19 protein-coding genes are annotated in these 19,825 nt (G+C 60.4%); 7 read left to right on the forward strand and 12 right to left on the reverse strand.

The window, feature by feature from the left end; translation table 11 throughout:
- Positions 1 to 3: 3 nt before the first annotated feature.
- Both EM858_RS05120 and cysG read right to left on the reverse strand, forming a co-directional pair.
- On the reverse strand, positions 4 to 318 hold the full coding sequence (locus tag EM858_RS05120; protein ID WP_003521341.1) for a DUF2849 domain-containing protein: 315 nt from the start codon (positions 316 to 318) through the stop codon (positions 4 to 6).
- Positions 311 to 1,774, reverse strand: a complete 1,464-nt coding sequence (cysG, locus tag EM858_RS05125; protein WP_127756068.1) for a siroheme synthase CysG — start codon at positions 1,772 to 1,774, stop codon at positions 311 to 313. Before cysG ends, EM858_RS05120 begins: the two co-directional genes overlap by 8 nt.
- Positions 1,775 to 2,037: 263 nt before the next feature.
- On the opposite strand from cysG, the gene EM858_RS05135 reads away from it, so the two are divergent.
- Positions 2,038 to 2,625, forward strand: coding sequence for a nucleoside deaminase (locus EM858_RS05135; protein ID WP_003521343.1), 588 nt, complete (start codon positions 2,038 to 2,040; stop codon positions 2,623 to 2,625).
- 77 nt (positions 2,626 to 2,702) lie between these two features.
- Positions 2,703 to 3,548, forward strand: coding sequence for a nucleoside triphosphate pyrophosphohydrolase (mazG, locus tag EM858_RS05140; protein ID WP_127756070.1), 846 nt, complete (start codon positions 2,703 to 2,705; stop codon positions 3,546 to 3,548).
- Positions 3,549 to 3,777: 229 nt separating this feature from the next.
- Here the strand turns inward: mazG and hflX are convergent, their stop codons facing one another.
- The 8 genes from hflX to dusB form a co-directional block, all read right to left on the reverse strand.
- Positions 3,778 to 5,214, reverse strand: coding sequence for a GTPase HflX (gene hflX, locus EM858_RS05145; RefSeq protein ID WP_175421975.1), 1,437 nt, complete (start codon positions 5,212 to 5,214; stop codon positions 3,778 to 3,780).
- Between the two features lie 92 nt (positions 5,215 to 5,306).
- Positions 5,307 to 5,549: an RNA chaperone Hfq gene (hfq, locus tag EM858_RS05150; protein ID WP_003496145.1), complete on the reverse strand. Its 243-nt coding sequence runs from the start codon at positions 5,547 to 5,549 to the stop codon at positions 5,307 to 5,309.
- Positions 5,550 to 5,733: 184 nt separating this feature from the next.
- A complete protein-coding gene (gene trkA, locus EM858_RS05155; RefSeq protein WP_127756071.1) occupies positions 5,734 to 7,110 on the reverse strand; it encodes a Trk system potassium transporter TrkA in 1,377 nt (458 codons plus the stop codon).
- Positions 7,111 to 7,158: 48 nt separating this feature from the next.
- Positions 7,159 to 8,523: a sigma-54 dependent transcriptional regulator gene (locus EM858_RS05160; protein WP_003521348.1), complete on the reverse strand. Its 1,365-nt coding sequence runs from the start codon at positions 8,521 to 8,523 to the stop codon at positions 7,159 to 7,161.
- Positions 8,513 to 10,774 carry a PAS domain-containing sensor histidine kinase gene (locus tag EM858_RS05165; RefSeq protein WP_127756072.1) on the reverse strand — a complete coding sequence of 754 codons (2,262 nt, stop codon included), beginning with the start codon at positions 10,772 to 10,774 and terminating at the stop codon, positions 8,513 to 8,515. Before EM858_RS05165 ends, EM858_RS05160 begins: the two co-directional genes overlap by 11 nt.
- A 149-nt stretch (positions 10,775 to 10,923) precedes the next feature.
- Positions 10,924 to 12,375 carry a nitrogen regulation protein NR(I) gene (gene ntrC / locus EM858_RS05170; RefSeq protein WP_003521350.1) on the reverse strand — a complete coding sequence of 484 codons (1,452 nt, stop codon included), beginning with the start codon at positions 12,373 to 12,375 and terminating at the stop codon, positions 10,924 to 10,926.
- A complete protein-coding gene (locus tag EM858_RS05175; RefSeq protein WP_127756073.1) occupies positions 12,372 to 13,520 on the reverse strand; it encodes a nitrogen regulation protein NR(II) in 1,149 nt (382 codons plus the stop codon). Before EM858_RS05175 ends, ntrC begins: the two co-directional genes overlap by 4 nt.
- Positions 13,517 to 14,533, reverse strand: a complete 1,017-nt coding sequence (dusB, locus tag EM858_RS05180; protein WP_127756074.1) for a tRNA dihydrouridine synthase DusB — start codon at positions 14,531 to 14,533, stop codon at positions 13,517 to 13,519. The genes EM858_RS05175 and dusB overlap by 4 nt, the downstream gene beginning before the upstream one ends.
- 276 nt (positions 14,534 to 14,809) lie before the next feature.
- On the opposite strand from dusB, the gene EM858_RS05185 reads away from it, so the two are divergent.
- Positions 14,810 to 15,997: a bifunctional 2-C-methyl-D-erythritol 4-phosphate cytidylyltransferase/2-C-methyl-D-erythritol 2,4-cyclodiphosphate synthase gene (locus EM858_RS05185; protein ID WP_127756075.1), complete on the forward strand. Its 1,188-nt coding sequence runs from the start codon at positions 14,810 to 14,812 to the stop codon at positions 15,995 to 15,997.
- On the forward strand, positions 15,994 to 16,503 hold the full coding sequence (locus EM858_RS05190; protein ID WP_127756076.1) for a CinA family protein: 510 nt from the start codon (positions 15,994 to 15,996) through the stop codon (positions 16,501 to 16,503). Before EM858_RS05185 ends, EM858_RS05190 begins: the two co-directional genes overlap by 4 nt.
- Here the strand turns inward: EM858_RS05190 and EM858_RS05195 are convergent.
- A complete protein-coding gene (locus EM858_RS05195) occupies positions 16,485 to 16,940 on the reverse strand; it encodes a type II toxin-antitoxin system RatA family toxin (protein ID WP_080817102.1) in 456 nt (151 codons plus the stop codon). The genes EM858_RS05190 and EM858_RS05195 overlap by 19 nt on opposite strands.
- Before the next feature lie 9 nt (positions 16,941 to 16,949).
- The gene (locus EM858_RS05200) at positions 16,950 to 17,519 is read right to left on the reverse strand and encodes an AAA family ATPase (protein WP_127756077.1); all 570 of its coding nucleotides are present in this window, start codon (positions 17,517 to 17,519) and stop codon (positions 16,950 to 16,952) included.
- A 241-nt stretch (positions 17,520 to 17,760) separates the two neighbouring features.
- Here EM858_RS05200 and EM858_RS27075 point away from each other — a divergent pair, with 241 nt between their 5' ends.
- The 3 genes from EM858_RS27075 to EM858_RS05215 all read left to right on the forward strand — a co-directional run bounded on the left by EM858_RS27075 (position 17,761) and on the right by EM858_RS05215 (position 19,822).
- Positions 17,761 to 17,937, forward strand: a complete 177-nt coding sequence (locus EM858_RS27075; protein WP_003496171.1) for a hypothetical protein — start codon at positions 17,761 to 17,763, stop codon at positions 17,935 to 17,937.
- 126 nt (positions 17,938 to 18,063) lie between these two features.
- Positions 18,064 to 18,798, forward strand: a complete 735-nt coding sequence (locus EM858_RS05210) for an AraC family transcriptional regulator (RefSeq protein ID WP_127756078.1) — start codon at positions 18,064 to 18,066, stop codon at positions 18,796 to 18,798.
- Between the two features lie 94 nt (positions 18,799 to 18,892).
- Positions 18,893 to 19,822 carry a DMT family transporter gene (locus tag EM858_RS05215; RefSeq protein WP_127756079.1) on the forward strand — a complete coding sequence of 310 codons (930 nt, stop codon included), beginning with the start codon at positions 18,893 to 18,895 and terminating at the stop codon, positions 19,820 to 19,822.
- Positions 19,823 to 19,825 lie beyond the last annotated feature (3 nt).

Below are 19,825 nucleotides of genomic sequence, written 5' to 3' on the forward strand. Positions count from 1 at the left end.
TCCTCAGACTGCGATGAATGCTGCATCGGCCGGCTTGAAGCCGGTGGCATAGTGCACGGTGGGGCCGGCGGCGCGAATGCGTTCGCGAAGACGAGTCGGCCAAAGCTTGCCGTTCTCCTCGATGACATCGATGACGGCCACATCGACGACCTTGTTGGCGGAAAAATCCCGCTTGCCGATTTCCTCGAACGAGGCGACGGCCTCCGCATGGCGGGCAACGATTGCGCCCTGCAGGTTCTCCGTCCACTCCCCGTTGGCATCGAGCCAGACAGCGATGCCATCGCTCAGGCGGTTGGCGGTCAAAACCTTGTCAGCCATTTACATACTCCCGTTTGAAATCCGCCGGCCGCACTGACGATGCAAGCGCCTCGGACCTGTCAAAATTGGCGCCCGCCACAGCATCGCCGATGATGACCATGACCGGGCCGGTCAGTTCATCGCGATGTTCGAGCTCGGGCAGATCGTTCAGTGTGCCATGCAGCAGGCGGCGATCCGCGCGGCTGGCGTTTTCGATGACGGCAACCGTGGTTTCCACACCCAACCCGGCGTCGATGAGCCGCTTCGCGACCGAAGCAGCAACACTGCGGCCCATATAGACGGCGATAGTGGCGCCGGAAACGGCAAGCCGGGCCCAATCGGGCAGGACATCGCCGGCCAGATCGTGGCCGGTGGTGAAAATCAGCGATGAAGCGACACCGCGCAGCGTCAGCGGCAATTCGAAATCCGCAGCGGCGGCGAAGGCCGACGTGATGCCGGGCACGATCTCATAGGCAATACCCGCCTCGCGCAGCGCCGCCATTTCTTCGCCCGCCCGGCCATAGACCAGCGGATCGCCGGATTTGAGGCGCACGACACGCTTGCCATCTTTGCCGAGGCGCACCAGCAGGCGGTTGATCTCGTCCTGCGACTTGCTGTGGCAGCCCTTGCGCTTGCCAACGGAGAGCCGCTCCGCATCGCGGCGGCCCATATCGACAATCGCCTGCGGCACAAGCGCGTCGTAAACGATCACATCCGCTTCCATCAATACGCGCTGCGCGCGCAGCGTAAGCAGATCTTCAGCGCCCGGTCCCGCTCCGACAAGCCAGATACGGCCTTCACTGCGTTCGGGCGATTGCAGCAGGCGGTCGACGGCCTGACGGGCGGAGAGCGTGTCGCCAACGGCAACGGCATCCGCCACCGCACCTGAAAAGAACCGCCGCCAGAAATTGCGCCGCAAGGCGCCCTTCGGCACGCTCTCCTCGGCCGCATCGCGATACTGCACGGCAAGCCGCGCAAGTTTGCCAAGTGACGGCGACAGCATCTGATCGATGCGGGCGCGGATCATCTGGGCAAGAACCGGCCCTGCCCCTTCCGTGCCGATAGCCACGGCGATGGGCGCGCGGGCGACGAGCGCGGGGGTGAAGAAATCGCAGAATTCCGGCTGATCCACCGCATTGGCGGGGATTTTCGCGGCGCGCGCGACGGTGACGATCTCACGGTCCAGCGCCTCATCACCGGTAGCAGCGAAGACCAGCGTGGCATCTTCGATCAACGCACCGGCGAAAGCCAAAGCCCGATGATCGATGCCATTTTCGCTGATATAACGGGCAAAATCGGCTTCCGGCTGGTCGGCATAGGCAATGATGTGCGCGTTGGTATTGGCGAGAAGCCTTACCTTCGCGAAGGCTTCATCGCCATTACCGAAAACAACGACCTGCCGCCCCTCGACCCGGAAGAAAGCGGGGAAGGTTGAAAGGCGGTCGCCAGCAGCGGAAAAATCATGTTCGTTGTGCATTGGACATATATCCCGCATTGCAGTGCAAGATTGAAGAAACAGAAATTCAAGCCTTTCCGGCACCTGGATTTTTATTTCTCGAAGACCCCGGTTTTGGAGGAAAACAAACCGGTGATGCTTTTCCACACCCGCGCAAGCCCTGAGAATCCCCTCGCAATCCCTTGACAAAGCGGGTCCCCGCGCCGAACAAGGAGCGACAATCGACTGTCGATTTCCCCATGCGAAGACCGCTTTTCCTTAAAGCGGCACGAAGGATAAGACCCTTGACCAGCTCCACCCTCGCCGCCCGCCTTCTCGATGTCATCGAACACGATATCCTGCCCTTGACGGCGCGTGGCGTCAGCCTTGGCAACAAGGTTTTCGGTGCGGCGATCCTGCGCAAATCGGACCTGTCGCTGGTGATCGCCGAGACCAATAACGAGCTTGAAAATCCGCTCTGGCATGGTGAAGTGCACACGCTGAAGCGGTTTTACGAGCTGGGGGAAAAGCCCAACACGAAGGAGCTGATTTTTCTCTCCACCCACGAACCCTGCACCATGTGCATGTCCGCCATCACCTGGGCCGGCTTCGATAATTTCTACTCCTTCTTCAGCCACGAGGATTCCCGCGACGCTTTCGCGATCCCTCACGACCTGAAAATCCTCAAGGAAGTTTTCGGGCTGGAACCGGGCGGCTATCGCCGTAACAATGCCTTCTGGAATTCGTATTTCATCGCCGATCTGGTGGAGGGTGAAGAGGACCCGCTGAAGACCACGTTGAAGGCGCAGACGGCCCGCATCAAGGCCGCTTATGACGATCTTTCCACCAGCTACCAGTCGTCCAAGAGCGGCAACGATATTCCATTGAACTAGAGCATTTCCGCAGGACGTGCGTGACGGTTTTACGTCCCGGCGATGCGCGGAAACAAAGAACGAAGGTTTGAGACACTATGGAAGCCTCGAAGGATATTTTCCGCCTGATCGAGATCATGGAAGCCCTGCGGCAGCCGGAAACCGGTTGCCCTTGGGATGTCGTGCAGACTTTCGAGACGATCAAGCCCTATACCATTGAAGAGGCTTATGAAGTCGCCGACGCCATCGAGCGAAAGGATATGGACGATCTTTGCGAGGAGCTGGGCGACCTTCTGCTACAGGTGGTTTTCCATGCCCGCATCGCGGAAGAGATGGGCGAATTCGCCTTTGGCGATGTGGTGCATGCCGTGACCTCGAAGATGATCCGCCGTCATCCCCATGTCTTCGCCGTATCTGACGCCGACACGCCGGACGGCGTCAAACTGCAATGGGACCGTATCAAGGCGGAAGAAAAACGCGAGCGTGCAGAGCGACGCGCGCGACGCGGCATCACCGAGGATTTCAAAGCAGGTTTTCTGGGCGGCGTACAGCGCAGCCAGCCGGCGCTGACCGAGGCCCTGAAGCTGCAGGAACAGGCAGCGCGTGCCGGTTTCGACTGGTCGAACCCCGCTCCCATTCTCGACAAGATTGAGGAGGAAATCGCTGAATTGCGTGAGGCGCTGGCGGAGGGAAAACCGGAGAAGGTGTCGGACGAACTCGGCGATCTCATTTTTGCGCTCGTCAATATCGGCAGGCATGTCAAAGCCGATCCGGAAGATGCGCTGCGCGGTACGAATACGAAATTCCGCAGGCGTTTCAATCACATCGAAACGTCGCTCACCCAAAATGGCGAAACGTTGGAAGAGGCGAGCCTCGAGAGAATGGAAGATCTCTGGCAGGCGGCGAAACGCATCGAACGTTCGCTTGATACGGTTTCGTCCTGATCGCAGGGATATGCGGTGAATCCGGTAAGGCACAGCACTTCCATTATGACTGCCGAATGCATCTGGCAGCAGCGCAGCATCCGCAACCGTCACCCCGGATTTAGTCCGGGGTCCAGCGCGATCAAGTCTTTGATCGCAAAAGACTCTTCTCACGGCGCAGACGCGCCGTGGCTGGATTCCGGCTCAAGGCCGGAATGACGGAGAGAGTTTGGGACAATGCAAGGAGCGCTCAGCGCTCCCAGTCTTCCCGTTCGCGGACAGTCACTTTACCAAGCTTCCGTTCCAGTTCGGCCGCTTGCGCTTCCGAAAGGCGCACATCGAGCGCGACCGATCCGTCCTCATGGTCTTCGCGACCGTCGACGATGGAATTATTGTAAATCCAGGAGATGAGCGGCAATTGTTCGACGGAAAGCAACACGGTCGTCTCCGTCAGCACACCGGAAAGGCGCTTTGAAATCTCGTCCATCAGGGCATCGACGCCCTCGCCCGTAATGGCCGAAACAGCGCGGATATCCGAACGACCTTCGGCGCGCTGCATGATGGCGTCATGCGCTTCCGGCTCGAGACGGTCGACCTTGTTCCAGACCTCGATGATGCGCTTTTCCGCTTCCTTCTCGTCAATGCCGAGGTCGCCGAGAATACGCAGCACATCCGCAGACTGGGCGGCATTGTCCGGATCGGACATGTCGCGCACATGCAGAACGAGATCGGCTTCCAGCACCTCTTCCAGAGTGGCACGGAAAGCGGCGACCAGATGCGTCGGAAGATCGGAAATGAAACCCACCGTATCGGACAGGATGACGGTGCGGCCATGCGGCAGCTTCATGCGGCGCAAGGTCGGGTCGAGCGTGGCGAACAGCATATCCTCCGCCAGAACGCCGGCGCCGGTGATGCGGTTGAACAGCGTCGATTTGCCGGCATTGGTGTAACCGACGAGAGCGACGATCGGATGCGGCACCTTGCGGCGCTTGGCGCGGTGAAGCTGGCGGGTGCGCACCACCTGCTCCAGCTCGCGCTCCAGCTTGACGATGCGTTCCTGCAAAAGCCGGCGGTCGGCTTCGATCTGGGTTTCACCCGGGCCGCCCATGAAGCCCGCACCGCCGCGCTGGCGTTCAAGGTGGGTCCAGCTTCGGACGAGGCGGCCCTTCTGGTAGTTCAGATGCGCAAGATCGACCTGCAGCGTGCCTTCCTTTGTGGAGGCGCGGCGGCCGAAGATTTCGAGAATCAGGCCCGTGCGGTCGATGACCTTGCAATTCCACTGCTTTTCGAGATTGCGCTGCTGCACCGGGGTCAGCGGATGATCGACGATCACCAGGCCGGAATCGGTCTCGTCGAGAAGATGGCCGATTTCTTCGATCTTGCCGGTTCCGAACAGCGTGGCCGGGCGCGGCTGGTTCACCGGAACGATGAGACCCTGCGTCACTTCCAGATCGATGGCGAGCGCCAGCCCCTTTGCTTCCTCAAGTTTGGCTTCGACCGAACGGCCGGGAGCAGCCGGGCCGGCAGCCGCGTCGCGGGTTTCGCGCTGCTTGAGGACCGGCACGAGGACGACCGCACGCATGTCGTCGCGGCGCTTTTCCTGCTCCGGAATAATCGATTCGTTCGAGGTGTCGCGCGTTGAAATGGGTTCAGCCTTGTCCAGAAAGAGGATTGCGGCCGACCGCATCCGCGCGGGCGGCCATGGGGATTAACCTGACGGCACGGGAAATGTTCCCGCTCCGGGTCAGTCTATATCGAATATCCGTCGAGGGAGCCCGATCAGGCAGCGCCTTCTTCGCTTTCGAACATCTGCATCGGCTGGCCGGGCATGATGGTGGAGATCGCATGCTTGTAAACAAGCTGCGAATGACCGTCACGGCGCAGAAGCACGCAGAAATTGTCGAAGGAGGTGACAACGCCCGTCAGCTTGACGCCGTTGATCAGGAAAATCGTGAGCGAAATCTTTTGCTTACGAACGGTATTGAGGAAGAGATCCTGAAGGTTTTGAGAACGTTCCGCCATGGCGCCGCTTCTTTCTTTTTTGCCGGCAGGGATACCGGAAAATAATCAATCAATAATAAGCCGGCCGAGTCTTGTCCCCCGCTTGGCCGACCTCAAACTCTGGTATCAAATCGTGTTCCGTTCCGCAACGGTCAAAACAGCCGAATGAGTACGAGTATTGACCCACATTTTCAATTCGGGACAGTCAAAAATATTGTATCGAAACACGGAAAAGTTGTTCCACGTCGCGCACCGCATCGGCGGATGCAAACAGCACGACCCGGTCCTTCGCCTTGATTTTCGTGCTGCCGTCCGGGCGGATCACCACGCCGTCGCGATAGATCGCCCCGATGCGCACACCGTCGGGCATATCGATGTCGCGGAAGGACTGGCCGACCAGCGGCGACGTCTCCAGCGCTTCCGCCTCGATCACCTCCGCCGAGCCGCGCTGGACGGCATAAACTGAGCGGATGCGGCCCTTGCGCACGTGCTGAAGCACGCGGGAGATCGTTACGGCCCGGGGGTTGATATAGGCATCGAGACCGAGGGAGCGGGCGACGTCGTGGAACGACGTACTGTTCAAAAGCGCCAGATTCGATTTGCAGCCGAGCTGCTTGGCAATGACCGCTGCCAGAATATTGGTCTGATCGTTATTGGTGAGCGTGACGATCAGATCGGCATCCTGAATATCCGCCTGCATCAGGATTTTCTGGTCGAGCGCCGAACCGTGCATGACGATGGTATTGCTGAGCTGTTCGGACGCGGCAACCGCCCTGTCGCGGTCCGCCTCGATGATCTTTACCCGCGTTTTCGGCTGCATTTCCTCGATCTTGCGGGCGACGAAGTGGCCGATATTGCCGGCGCCGGCAATCACGATGCGCTGCGCTTCCTGCTCCTCATGGCCGAAAAGGCTTAAGGTGCGGCGGGCGTGCTGGCGCTGGCAGATGACATAGGCAAGGTCGCCCACCCGCAACTGTTCCGAAGAATGCGCCACCTTGAGGATACCATCCCGATAAACACCCACCACCGTGGCGATGAGGTCCGGAAAGAGGCTGGAGAGCTGCTGCAGCGGCGTGTTGATGACCGGGCAATCCTCCATGCATTCGATGGCCAGCATGTAGATCGTGTCGTCGGCGAAACGCACCACATCCGTTGCACCCGGAAAGGCGATGCGCCGGAGCACCATCTTGCCGACTTCGACTTCAGGCGAAATCGTCACGTCGATGGACATGTTCTCGCGGCTGAAGAGATCGGCATATTCCGGCTTCAGATAGCTCTGGTCGCGGATGCGGGCGATCTTGGTCGGCACGCTGAACAGGGCATGCGCCACCTCGCAGGCGACGATGTTGATCTCGTCATGCAAGGTCACGGCGATGATCATGTCGGCCTGATCGGCGCCAGCCTTGGCGAGCATGTCGGGATGCGCGCCATGGCCGACATAGCCACGCACATCAAGCGTCTCGGTAATGGCGGTGATGAGCGGTGCGGCGGTATCGATGACCGATACCTCATTATCCTCCCGCGACAATTGTTCGGCGATGCCGTAACCCACCTGCCCTGCGCCGCAAATGATGACTTTCATGCTGTCTCTCTGACGGAATAATCGGTTACGGCGAAGCGCCTTCTTTCCTTATACGCCGAGAGATTTCAGTTTGCGATGCAGTGCAGACCGTTCCATGCCGACAAATTCCGCCGTTCGCGAAATATTGCCGCCGAAGCGGTTGATCTGCGCCATCAGGTAGTCCCGCTCGAACATTTCACGCGCTTCACGCAACGGCAGGGTCATGATGTGCTGATCGCCCTGCGCCGAAATCTTCGGCAGCATGTCGCCAATATCCGAAGGCAGCATGTCGGCCGAGATCGGCGCTTCGCCGCCTTCTGGACGGGCGAGAATCATCAGCCGCTCGATATTGTTGCGCAGCTGGCGGATATTGCCCGGCCAGTCATGCGTCTGGAGAACGGCCATGGCGTCGTCGCCGATCTTGCGCGGACGGATGCCGGCCTGCTCGGAAATTTGGCGCATGAACATGTCGACGAGGAAAGGAATATCCTCGCGCCGTTCGGAGAGCGCCGGCACCTTCACCGGCACGACGGCGAGGCGATGATAGAGGTCTTCACGGAACTGGCCTTCGGCGATCAGGCTTTCGAGGTGATGGGCGGTCGAGGAAATGATGCGCACATCCACCTTCACCCGCTTGCCGCCGCCGACGCGCTCGAACTGCTGATCGACCAGCACGCGCAGTATCTTGTTCTGCGTCTCGCGCGGCATTTCGCCGACTTCATCGAGATAAAGCACGCCGCGATGGGCTTCTTCCAGAGCGCCGACCTTGCGCGGCTGCCCAGGCAGGCCTTCCGTGCCGAAAAGCGCAATTTCCATGCGGTCCGGCGTGATCGTCGCGGCGTTGAGCGCCACGAAAGGTCCGCTCGCACGCGAGGACTTCTTGTGCACCATGCGCGCCACAAGTTCCTTGCCGGAACCGGAGGGGCCGAGGATCATGATGCGGCTGTTGGTGGGCGCAACCCGGTCGATGGTCTGACGAAGCTGCGACACCGCAAGCGACGCGCCGACGAGTTCAACCGCATCACCGGTACGCTTCTTGAGCTCCTGAACCTCGCGCTTCAGCTTGGAGTTTTCCAGCGCCCGCTCAGCGATCAGAATGAGCCGGTCGGCCTTGAACGGCTTCTCGATAAAGTCGAAAGCGCCGCGCTTTATGGCGTTGACGGCGGTTTCGATATTGCCGTGACCGGAAATCATGACCACGGGGATTTCGGGGTGGCGGCTCTTGATCTCATCCAGCAGCGCCAGACCGTCGAGCTTGGAGCCCTGCATCCAGATGTCGAGAAAGATCAGACGCGGCACGCGCTCCGAAATGGCGGCCAGCGCGCTGTCGCTGTCGAACGCCATGCGGGTCTCGTGGCCCTCGTCGGACAGAATGCCCGCTACGATTTCGCGAATGTCCGCCTCGTCATCCACGACCAGAATATCAGACGCCATATGCTGCTTCCTTGTTATTTTCGCCGCCGACCGCCTCGATATAGGGCAGCAGCACTCTGATCATGGCGCCGTGGCCGTGATCGAACTCCGGCGGGGCATCGTGGAGTTCCAGATACCCGCCATGCTCTTCGATGATTTTCTTGACGATGGCGAGGCCGAGGCCCGTGCCCTTGTCCCGCATCGTCATATAGGGTTCGAGAATGCGGTGACGGTTCTCGACGGGAAGGCCGCGGCCATTGTCGATGATGTCAGCCACGAAACGCGAATTGGCTTCGTCGTAAGTGGCGCGCACCAGAATCTTACCCGGCCGTTTTTCGCCTTCCACCGCCTCGATGGCTTCCGTCGCATTCTTGATGAGGTTGCCGAAGGCCTGACCCAGCATGCGGGCATCGAACATGCCCTCAAGCGGGATATCACCCAGTTCCGTCGTGAACTTCGTGTCGGCGGCGCTGATCTCGCGCAGGAACGCCGCATCCTTCAGGATCGCCCGCAGATCCGACTTTTCCTTCGTCGGCTTCGGCATGCGCGCAAAGGCGGAGAATTCATCCACCATCCGGCCGATATCGCCGACCTGCCGGACGATGGTGTCCGTACACTGGTCGAAGACGGCGCGGTCGCTCTCGTCGATCTGCTTGCCGAAACGGCGTTTGATACGCTCGGCGGAAAGCTGGATCGGCGTCAGCGGGTTCTTGATCTCATGCGCGATGCGGCGCGCCACATCCGACCATGCGGTCGAACGCTGGGCGATGACGAGATCGGTGATGTCGTCGAGGGTGATGACGTAGCTGTCACGGCTGTCGCGGGCGTCCTCACGGGTCACCTGCACATTCAGCGTCCGCTCCTTGCCGCGCCGCATGATGTTGATCTGCTTGCGGAAATTGCCGCGTGACCAGGTATTGGCCTCGTTGACGACCTGTTCGATTTCGGGCGCGATCTCCGACAGTTGCGCGCCGATAAGCTGCTCGGATGTCTGCGCCAGGAATTCTTCACCCGACGGATTGACGATGGTGATCCTGCGGTTCTCATCGACACCGATGACGGCGGCGGTGACACCTGACAGCACGGCCTCGATGAAGCGGCGGCGGTCGTCGATATCGTCCTTGGCCTCAATGATCTGTTCCTGCTGGCTGCGCAGTTCCGAGACCATCTTGTTGAAGGTGCGCGACAGCCGCCCGACGTCGCCATCGACCGCGCGGACGGGAACCAGCACATGCATGTTGCCGGTGGCGACACTGTCTGCCGCACTGATGAGAAGACGGATAGGCCGCACGATACGGTCGGCCACCGCAATCGCCGTCCAGATGGCGGCGAGAAGCACGATCAGTGCGAAACCGAGATAGAGGATCGCAAAGGCGATCTGCAGCGGCGCGCGGCCCGCCTCCATCGCCTTGTATTCGGCGCGGTTCTCTTCCATCAGCCGCATCGCGCTCATTACCTTGGGATCGACGGCGCGCACCGTGTAAAGGAAGGTGCCGCTGATGCCTTCGAGCTTGATAATGGCGCCGACGAGGTTGGTGATACCGGGCGGTATCAGCGTCGGCTGGCCGGCGGCCGCCTTTTCAAGCGCGTCATGCGGGATGGCGGGAAGCGGTTTTTCGGTTTTGATGTCGGCCTGGGCAACGGCGTCGCCGTCCTCCTGCACCAGAAACGCGCCGAGAAGGCCGCGCCCCTTGGCCTGACGGGTCATCAGATCGACGAAGCCGGTGCGATCCAGATAAAAAAGCGCACGGTTGCGGTCGAGGTCGGTCGCCATCGACAGGGTCTGACCCTGAAGATAACCGGCATTCTCCATCATATAGGCCTGGGCGATATTGCTCGATGAATCGACGATCGACTGCGTGCGCAGCGAAAACCAGCGGTCGAGGCCGACATTCAGCGTCAGACTGGCGAAGATGGCGACGAGCACCGCGGGCGTAATCGCCACGATGGAGAAAAGCACGACGATGCGCACGTGCAGACGCGCCGCCGCCCTGCCCTTTTTACGCGCCTTCAGCAGCCGGTTGATTTCGCGCCCGATGAGGAAGATCAGGCCGATCACGAAGATCGAATTGATGACGACGGAGGCGATGACGACGTTCGATGTCGGCGCGATTGGGGTGACGCCCAGAAGCACGAACAGGGTGAGGATGGCGCAAACGAGAGCGACGCCGGCGAGCACCAGCCCCGGCAAAGCGAAAGACATCCTGCGATCGGCAACCACCATGCCCGCTGCTTCATCGGCAACGGCGTTTTCGGCGGCGGGTTTCCGCATGCACTACTCCCAATCGCTGGCCAGCCAGCACCACATTTCTGAAGTCAGGTAAGACGCGCCTCAGACCGGCGAATCTCTTCCTTCCTAGTGTTTTTCAAGCAACACAATGTGGCGAAAGTGCAACGACAAATGCGGCCTTGTCAACATTCTCAGGTTGGGCGGGAGCTGCGATAAACGGAAACGCCAAGCTCGCGGATTTTCTTGCGCAGCGTATTGCGGTTCAGGCCGAGAAGATCGGCGGCCTTGATCTGGTTACCGCGCGTCGCGGTCAGAGCCGCGAGAATCAGCGGATATTCGAGTTCGCGCAGAACGCGGTCGTAAAGGCCGGGCGGCGGCAGGCCATCGCCGAAACTGGCGAAATAATCCCGCATATTTTCTTCCACCGCCTGCGAAATGGTGAGCGAACCGGTGCGAACCGCCATCTTGTCGAGCGGGCTGTCGGGCACATCCGATTGCAGTTCCTGCTCGATGATCTCGCGGGTGATGACTTCCTGCGGATAAAGCGCCATCAGGCGGCGGATCAGGTTTTCCAGCTCGCGCACGTTGCCCGGCCACGCATAGGCCTTCATGACCTCCAGCGCCTCGCTCTCGAAACGCTTGCCTTCCAGACCTTCCTTTTCGCCCTGCTGGATGAAATGGCGCACCAGATCGGGAATATCCTCGGCGCGGTCACGCAACGGCGGCAGCCGCAGCGGCACGACGTTCAGGCGGTAATAGAGGTCTTCGCGGAAAAGGCCCTGATTGATCGACTGCTTCAGGTCCTTGTTGGTGGCGGCGACGATGCGGACATCGGTGCGGATCGGCGTGCGACCGCCCACCGTGGTATATTCGCCCTGCTGCAAGACGCGCAGCAGGCGTGTCTGGGCATCCATGGGCATGTCACCGATTTCGTCGAGGAACAGCGTGCCGCCCTCGGCCTGTTCGAAACGGCCGGTGGAGCGGTTCTGCGCGCCGGTAAAGGCACCCTTCTCATGGCCGAAGAGTTCGGATTCGATCAGGTCGCGCGGGATTGCCGCCATGTTGATGGCGACGAAGGGGCCGTTGCGGCGCTTGCCGTAATCATGCAACGCGCGCGCCACCAGTTCCTTGCCGGTGCCGGATTCACCGGTGATCATCAGCGTCAGGTCCGTCTGCATCAGGCGGGCGAGAACGCGGTAGATTTCCTGCATCGCCGCCGAGCGGCCGACGAGCGGCATGCCGTCCTGCATGTCGTCATCGAGTTTCGCCGGCTTGCGCTTCGGTTCCGACAGGGCGCGGCCGATGATGGCGATCAGTTCCGTCAGGTCGAAGGGCTTCGGCAGGTAGTCATAAGCGCCTTTTTCCGAGGCCTTGATGGCCGTCATGAAGGTGTTCTGCGCACTCATGACAAGAACCGGCAGGTCCGGGCGGGCCTTCTTAATGCGCGGCAGAAGATCGAAGGCGTTTTCATCCGGCATCACGACATCGGTCACGACAAGATCGCCCTCACCCGCCGAAACCCAGCGCCAGAGCGTGGCGGCATTGGAGGTGATGCGCACGTCGTAGCCGGCGCGGCTCAGCGCCTGGTTCAGCACCGTGCGGATTGCGGCATCATCATCGGCGACGAGGATCGTAGCTGTCATTGGTCATTTCCTGTCGTGTTCGGCAAAGAGCGGTCGTCGAGCGCCACTTCCGGCGAGACGGGCATCAATACGCGGAAAGTCGTGCGGTGGTTCTGGCTGTCGCATTCGACAATGCCGCCATGGGCGCCGATCAGCTTGGCGACAAGCGCCAGCCCGAGGCCCGAACCATTCGTCTTGGTGGTGATGAAAGGATCGAAAAGATGCGGCAAAAGATCGGCCGGAACGCCCGGGCCATTGTCATGCACGCAGAATTCGAGCGGCAGCGAGATGCGCTCGCGGCTGCCGGCGACCGAAAGCCGCATGCCGGGGCGATAGGCGGTGGTGAGGATGATCTCGCCATCCGGCTGGTTGCCCACGGCTTCCGCAGCATTCTTCACCAGATTGAGAAACACCTGCACCAGCTGGTCGCGATTGGCATAAACAGGTGGCAGCGACGGGTCGTAGTTCTCTGAAATCTTGATATTGCGGGCAAAGCCGGCCTTGGCAATGGCCTTCACATGATCGAGCACGGAATGGATGTTGACCGGCACGCGATCCACCGGCCGCTCGTCGGAAAATACCTCCATGCGGTCGACCAGCGAGACGATGCGGTCGGTCTCGTCGCAGATCAGCCGCGTCAGCGCCCGGTCTTCATCGGCAACCGATGTCTCAAGCAGCTGGGCAGCGCCGCGAATGCCGGACAGCGGATTCTTGATTTCATGGGCGAGCATGGAGGCAAGGCCTGTGACAGAGCGCGCCGCAGCGCGATGCGTCAGTTGCCGGTCGATCTTGTCGGCCATCGACCTTTCCTGGAAGACGACGACCACCGATCCCGGCTCGCTGACAACGGGCGCGACATAAAGATCGACCAGCTTGTCCTGGCCAAGACGCGGCGAACTCAGATCGACGCGATATTCGTTGACCGGCGCGCGGCGCTCCCGCACCTGATCGATCAGTGCAAGCAACGGGCTGCCGAAGGGAATGAAGGTGGAAACGCGGTAGCGCGCGAGATGGGAGGCGCTCGCCCCGAAAAAGGCTTCGGCTTCCCAGTTGGCAAAGGCGATGAAACCTTCGGCATCCACCAGAATGACGGGGTTCTGCACCGCGTTCAGAACCGCCATGGCAAGCGGGTTTCCATCTGCCGGGCTGTGTTTGTCAGCGCTCATGCGGCCTTCCTTGCGGCGTCTTCGCCCGCATTTTCGCTAAGGGCGGAGCGCAGCAGGTCCGCCACTTCCGCCGTGTCACGCGATGTCATGATTTCAGCCTTGTCAGTCGTGGCGATCTCCGGCGCAAAACGGTCGAGATACCAGCCAAGATGTTTGCGGGCGTGCCGGAGGCCGGCTTCCCTTCCATAAAATTCCAGCATCATCTCGTAATGTTCGATGGCGATGGCGGGAATATCGTCGCGGTGCGGCGCTGAATGTCCGGCAAGCACCGCCGGCAGCCAGGGTTGCCCCTGCGCGCCGCGCCCGACCATGACGGCATCCGCACCCGAGCGGCGCAGGATTTCGCGCGCATCATCGGCCGTTTCAACGTCGCCATTGGCGATCAGCGGCACGGAAATCACCTCACGCACGGCGCGGATGGCATCCCAGTCCGCCCGTCCCTCGTAAAACTGCATGCGGGTGCGGCCGTGAATGGTAATGAGCTGAACGCCAGCGGCTTCGGCACGGCGGGCGATCTCCGGCGCATTGATGGTGTTTTCGTCCCAGCCGAGCCGCATCTTCAGCGTCACGGGCACGTCGACTGCATTGACCGTCGTCTCGATGAGCGAGAGAGCATGATCGGGATCGCGCATCAAAGCGGAGCCGGAATAACCACCCGTCACCTTCTTGGCTGGACAGCCCATGTTGATGTCGATGATGCCGGCGCCATTATCGGCCGCGATCTTCGCTGCCTCGGCCATGAAATGCGCCTCGCGTCCGGCAAGCTGCACCATATGCGGCACCATGCCGGCATTTTTCAGCCGCGCCCAGGATTCGCCCCGGTTGGCGACGAGCTCACGGCTTGCCACCATTTCCGTAACGACAAGGCCCGCGCCATAACGCCAGGCGAGCTGCCGGAACGGCAGATCCGTCACGCCCGACATGGGCGCCAGCACGGCACGATTACGGATCGTGACTGAGCCGATGCTGAACGGTTCTGACAACTCCGGAAGATGCAATTGATGATCTTTCATGCAGAAGGGTTATTTGCATTATTTTTAGACAGTGTTTGTGCAGTTGCCAAGCACTTTTAGAGGGTTGCACCTTTTATTTGCTGGGCGACTGCCTGCCTGTTTTGCTGTCGGCAGCAATTTGTGCAGGTTCAAAGGCGCAATGACCCTCGATCCTGCGACATGCAGGGGCGAATGCGCGTCTTATCGGGCTGGCCATCCGGGTTTTGAAACGCTAGAGCAGGACTGTCAACCGCTAAGGGTTGCGCGCAAAGCATAAGACCAATGCAGGAAAGTACTATGAAACTCGGCATCGTCATCGTCGCCGCCGGACGCGGAGAAAGAGCGGGCTCTCCCGAAGAAGGGCCGAAACAATATCGCCCTATCGGCGGCAGGGCCGTGATCGAGCATACATTGTCGACCTTCCATGCCTGGGATCAGGCCTCCCCCATCGTGATCGTCAGTCATGCAGACGATGCGGCACTGCTGTCGCCGATCCTCCAGCGGCTTGATGCTGGCGAGCGGATCGTTACCGTCACGGGCGGTGCGACACGCCAGCAATCGGTGCTTGCCGGGCTGGAAGCGCTTGCCTCGGAAGAGCTGACGCATGTGATGATCCATGATGCCGTGCGGCCTTTCGTCGCCGTGGACATGCTGGAACGCATTATCGCCCTGCACCGGGCCGGTGCCAGCGGCGTCCTGCCTGCCCTGCCCGTCACCGACACGCTGAAACGCGGATATGACGATCTTGTCGTGGAAACGGTTTCCCGGCAGGGACTTTATGCCGCGCAGACGCCACAGAGTTTCGGCTACGGCGATATTCTCGCCGCGCACCGCGCCGCTGCCGCCTCCGGAAAATCCGATTTCACCGACGATGCTTCGATTGCCGAATGGGCGGGACTGACGGTGACGCTGACCGAGGGTTCGGTCGACAATGTAAAACTCACTCTCAAGCGGGATATCGCCATGGCCGATGAAAAGCTCTCCCACGGATTGCCGGACGTGCGCACCGGCAATGGTTACGACGTGCACCAGCTGGAGGCCGGCGACGGCGTGACGTTGTGTGGCGTCTTCATCGAACACGACCAGAAACTCAAAGGTCATTCGGATGCGGATGTGGCTTTGCATGCGCTGACGGATGCGCTGCTTGCCACCTGCGGTGCTGGCGATATCGGCGATCACTTCCCGCCTTCCGATCCGCAATGGAAGGGAGCGGCCTCGCGCATCTTCCTCGAACATGCGGCCAAAGTGGTTCGCGACAATGGCGGCACGATCATGAATGCCGATGTCTCGCTGATTGCGGAAGCGCCGCGCATCGGCCCGCACCGGCAGGCCATGCGCGAAGCACTCTCGGAGATTCTGGGCATCGCGCTGGAGCGCTGCTCGGTGAAGGCGACGACCAATGAGACCATCGGTTTCGTCGGCCGCCGGGAAGGCATCGCTGCAATCGCCACCGCTACTGTCGTCTACAGGGGCAGACCTTTATGAGCCTTTTTACCGCTGACATGGAAGAGCTGGCGCGGCAGATCATTGTCGATTTCACCGCGCATGGTTTCATGGTCTCGACCGCGGAAAGCTGCACGGGCGGCCTGATCGCCGGTGCACTGACGGAGATTGCCGGCTCCTCCGCTGTCGTCGATCGTGGTTTTGTCACCTATACCAATGAAGCCAAGATGGACATGCTGGGCGTTGGCGCCGAGACGCTGGCAAATTTCGGCGCGGTGTCCCGGCAGACGGCGCTGCAGATGGCGCATGGCGCCCTCTTCCGTTCACGGGCGGATTTCGCAGTGGCAGTAACCGGCATTGCCGGTCCGGGCGGCGGTTCCGCCGACAAGCCGGTTGGGCTGGTGCATCTGGCAGCGAAAGCGCGCAGCGGTAAAATCCTGCATCGGGAAATGCGTTATGGCGAGATCGGCCGCACGGAAATCCGGCTTGCGACGGTGAGGACAGCGCTAGAGATGCTGATTGCCCTCAATCAAACCGGGTCCGTATAGATTTTATCGGCACGCGTTTCGAAGGCTTCTGCGAACATGCGGAAGGCCCGGTCGAACATCGACCCCATGACCGCGCCGAGCAGACGGTTCTTGAATTCGTAATCGATGAAGAAATGAATGGCTGAGCCGCCATCGTCGGCGGGCTCGAAACGCCAGCGATTGTCGAGATATTTGAACGGGCCGTCGATATATTTCACGTCGATGGCGCGCTCGGCTGGGTTCAGCAGCACCTGTGTGGTGAAGGTTTCGCGAATGGCCTTGTAGCCCACCGTCATATCCGCCACCAGCAGCACCTTGCCATCGCGCTCCTTGCGCGAGCGGACGGTGAGCGCCTCGCAAAGGGGCAGAAACTGCGGATATTTCTCCACATCGGCGACAAGGTCGTACATGCGGTCGGGCGAGTGTTTGACGTGGCGATGCGTTTCGAACTGTGGCATGAGCGGCAGTTAATCCTCGATACGCAGAAGATCAAGAAGGCGGCGAAACTGTTTTCGGCTTTTCAGCTGGAATACCGGCACATCAGGACCATAAAGCCCGAAATTCTGCTCGAAGATCGGCGTATGGCGGCGCTCGAAATTCCAGATATAGCGCAGGAATTCGATGTCTATTCTTTCGGGGCACCCCTCCGCCATTTCCGGGCGGGCCTTGCCATACCCCTTGATCGCCCGGCTGACGGCGCCCCACAGGCAGAGCCAGCGCGGCATGCGCACCCACAAAACGATGTGGGATCGCGGCAGCCTTATATCGAAAGACGATGGATTGCTGCCATCCATCAGCCATCGCTCCCCGGCAATGATGGTGGCTATCCTCTCTCGCTGCTCGTCGCGCGGGCGCGCCTGCCAGCCAGGCAGCCAGAAAACATCTCGATCCATGGAGATGTAGCGAAGCCCGAAATTGCGCGCGAGCTTCTGCGAAAGCGTCGATTTGCCGCCGCCGGAACAGCCCACGACCATGATTCGCCGCGCCCCGGCGATGATCGCAGCAGCATCTTCCACCCTGTGAAGATAGTTTGGCATTTCAGAAACCTCATCTGACTGCTGGATATTTTTCTGTCATCGCCCCGGAGCGATATCTTCGCCGCGCATGACAGTTACGGAAAATTGACTATTGTAACCCCGTCGCAGGGATTGCTATTTATTTGCGACTAATATTACACCCATTGGATGCAACGGCGCTGGAAGCTCCCGATTTCACCCAGCGTATTCATCCTTGGGTTCAGACCCGACATATAACCGCTTTGAGCCACTGAGTGAGCCGATGGACGATTTTTCCAACATCATCAACCTTCTCGAATCCGCCAAGCAACTCGCATCGATGAACGGCATGCCCGTGCTTGCCTATCTGATCGACGTCGCGAAATGCGAGGCGAGAGAGAACAAGCCGGTTCTGCGCAAACGCAAACGCGGCGAATCGACCGCCAAGGAAGACTGTTAATTGCCGGCGCAGAGCCGACCGATAGAGCCGACTGGCCCAATCTTCAAGACGATGTCATAATCAAACAATGAAACTGGCCCCTTTTTCGAGGCGGCCATTTCTTTGCACAATGGAAACGACAGCGTCATGACAGCCGCATCCGCCGATATCAGAACCTACAGGGAAGAAAGACCGAAGGAACGGCATGGCTTCGTCCAGATCGTTCTTCCGGTCTCCGGGCGTCTGCTGATCGATGTGGCCGGACGGCAGGACGAATTGTCGACCGGACGCGGCGTGTTCATCCATCGCGACACGCCGCACACCCAGGAAGCAACGGCAAGCAACCACTCGCTGGTGGTCGATATCGACGAAGGCGCCCTTCCCGAGCAAACGCTCGAAAAATTCCTCCGCTCGCCGTTTCTCGACATAGCGCAGGATACACGGCAATTGATCGCCTATATGCGCGGCGTCATCACAACAGATGGGCGACGCGACGATATTGCCGGCCTGTGGGCGCCGCTCCTGGTCGACAGCCTTGCCAATGAGAAAGCCGACATCCGCCAACGCCTGCACAGGCTCGTTGCACTTATCAGGGCGGAACCGTTCTTCCCCTGGAGCATCGAGATGCTCGCCTCCTGCGTGACGATCAGCGACAGCCGCCTGCATGCGCTGTTTCTCGAGGAATTCGGCCTCCCGCCTCACCGCTGGCTGGCCGGGCTGCGCATGGACAAGGTCTGCGCATTGCTCGGCAATTCCACCCTGCCAATTGCCGAGATCGCCTTACGGGCCGGTTTTTCCGACCAGACTGCACTGACGCGCGCCATGCGCAATGCAGTGGGTGAAACGCCCGCAGCCTACCGTCGGACCTACGGGATTCATTAAAACCGCCAGCGCATTAGGTCAGGAGTTTTTGTCAAGACAGCCACGGAGGGCTGTGGCACATCGCAGGCAAATGTGAATGCGGATGTGATATGACATGAACAGAACAGGTCTCGGTGTTTTTTACGGCATGCTGGCGGGTGCGCTCTGGGGTGCGATCTTTCTCGCCCCCAAACTCGTGCCGGATTTTTCCGCCCTGCAACTGTCTACGGCGCGTTATCTCACCTATGGGCTGATTTCCCTCATCATCATCGGGCCGCGCCTGAAACGCGTGTCGGCCCATTTTGGCGCGCGGGAGTGGATAGCGCTCGGCTGGCTGAGCATGATCGGCAATATCGCCTATTATGTCTTCATATCGACGGCGGTGAAGCTGAGCGGCGTCGCCTTCACCTCGATCATCATCGGTTTCCTGCCGGTCGCCGTCACCATCATCGGCAGCCGCGACCACGGCGCGGTGTCGCTGAAGAAGCTATGGCCGTCGCTCGCCTTCGGCGCGATGGGGATTATCGGCATTTCATGGCAGTCGCTGACGGAAAACGATGCGGGGCTCGATGTCTCTCGCGTCATCGGACTTGCCTGTGCGCTCGGTGCGCTGGCGTCATGGACCGCTTTTGCGGTCGGCAATGCCCGGTGGCTCTCCCGCCTTCATGATGTCAGCGCCGACGACTGGAACATGATGACCGGTGTCGTGACGGGCGGGCTTGCACTGGCGCTCGCCGTCCCGGCCTTCGCCTTTGGCGGCGAAAGCCATAATTCGGGCGACTGGCTGCACTTTGTGGCTGTTGCAGCCGGCCTGGGTTTCACCGCCTCCATTCTCGGCAATGCCTTATGGAACCGCATGAGCCGCCTTCTGCCGCTCACCATGGTCGGGCAGATGATCCTGTTCGAAACGCTGTTTGCGCTGCTCTACGGTTTTCTCTGGGAAGGGCGCGGGCCGACCATTGTCGAGATCGTGGCGATCTGTTCGGTGGTGCTGAGCGTGATCTTGTGCATGCGGGCGCATCGGCCGGAGAAGGTTGTGGTGTGATGG

This window comes from Agrobacterium sp. CNPSo 2736, assembly GCF_004005385.1.
GTDB classification, from domain to species: Bacteria; Pseudomonadota; Alphaproteobacteria; order Rhizobiales; family Rhizobiaceae; genus Agrobacterium; species Agrobacterium leguminum.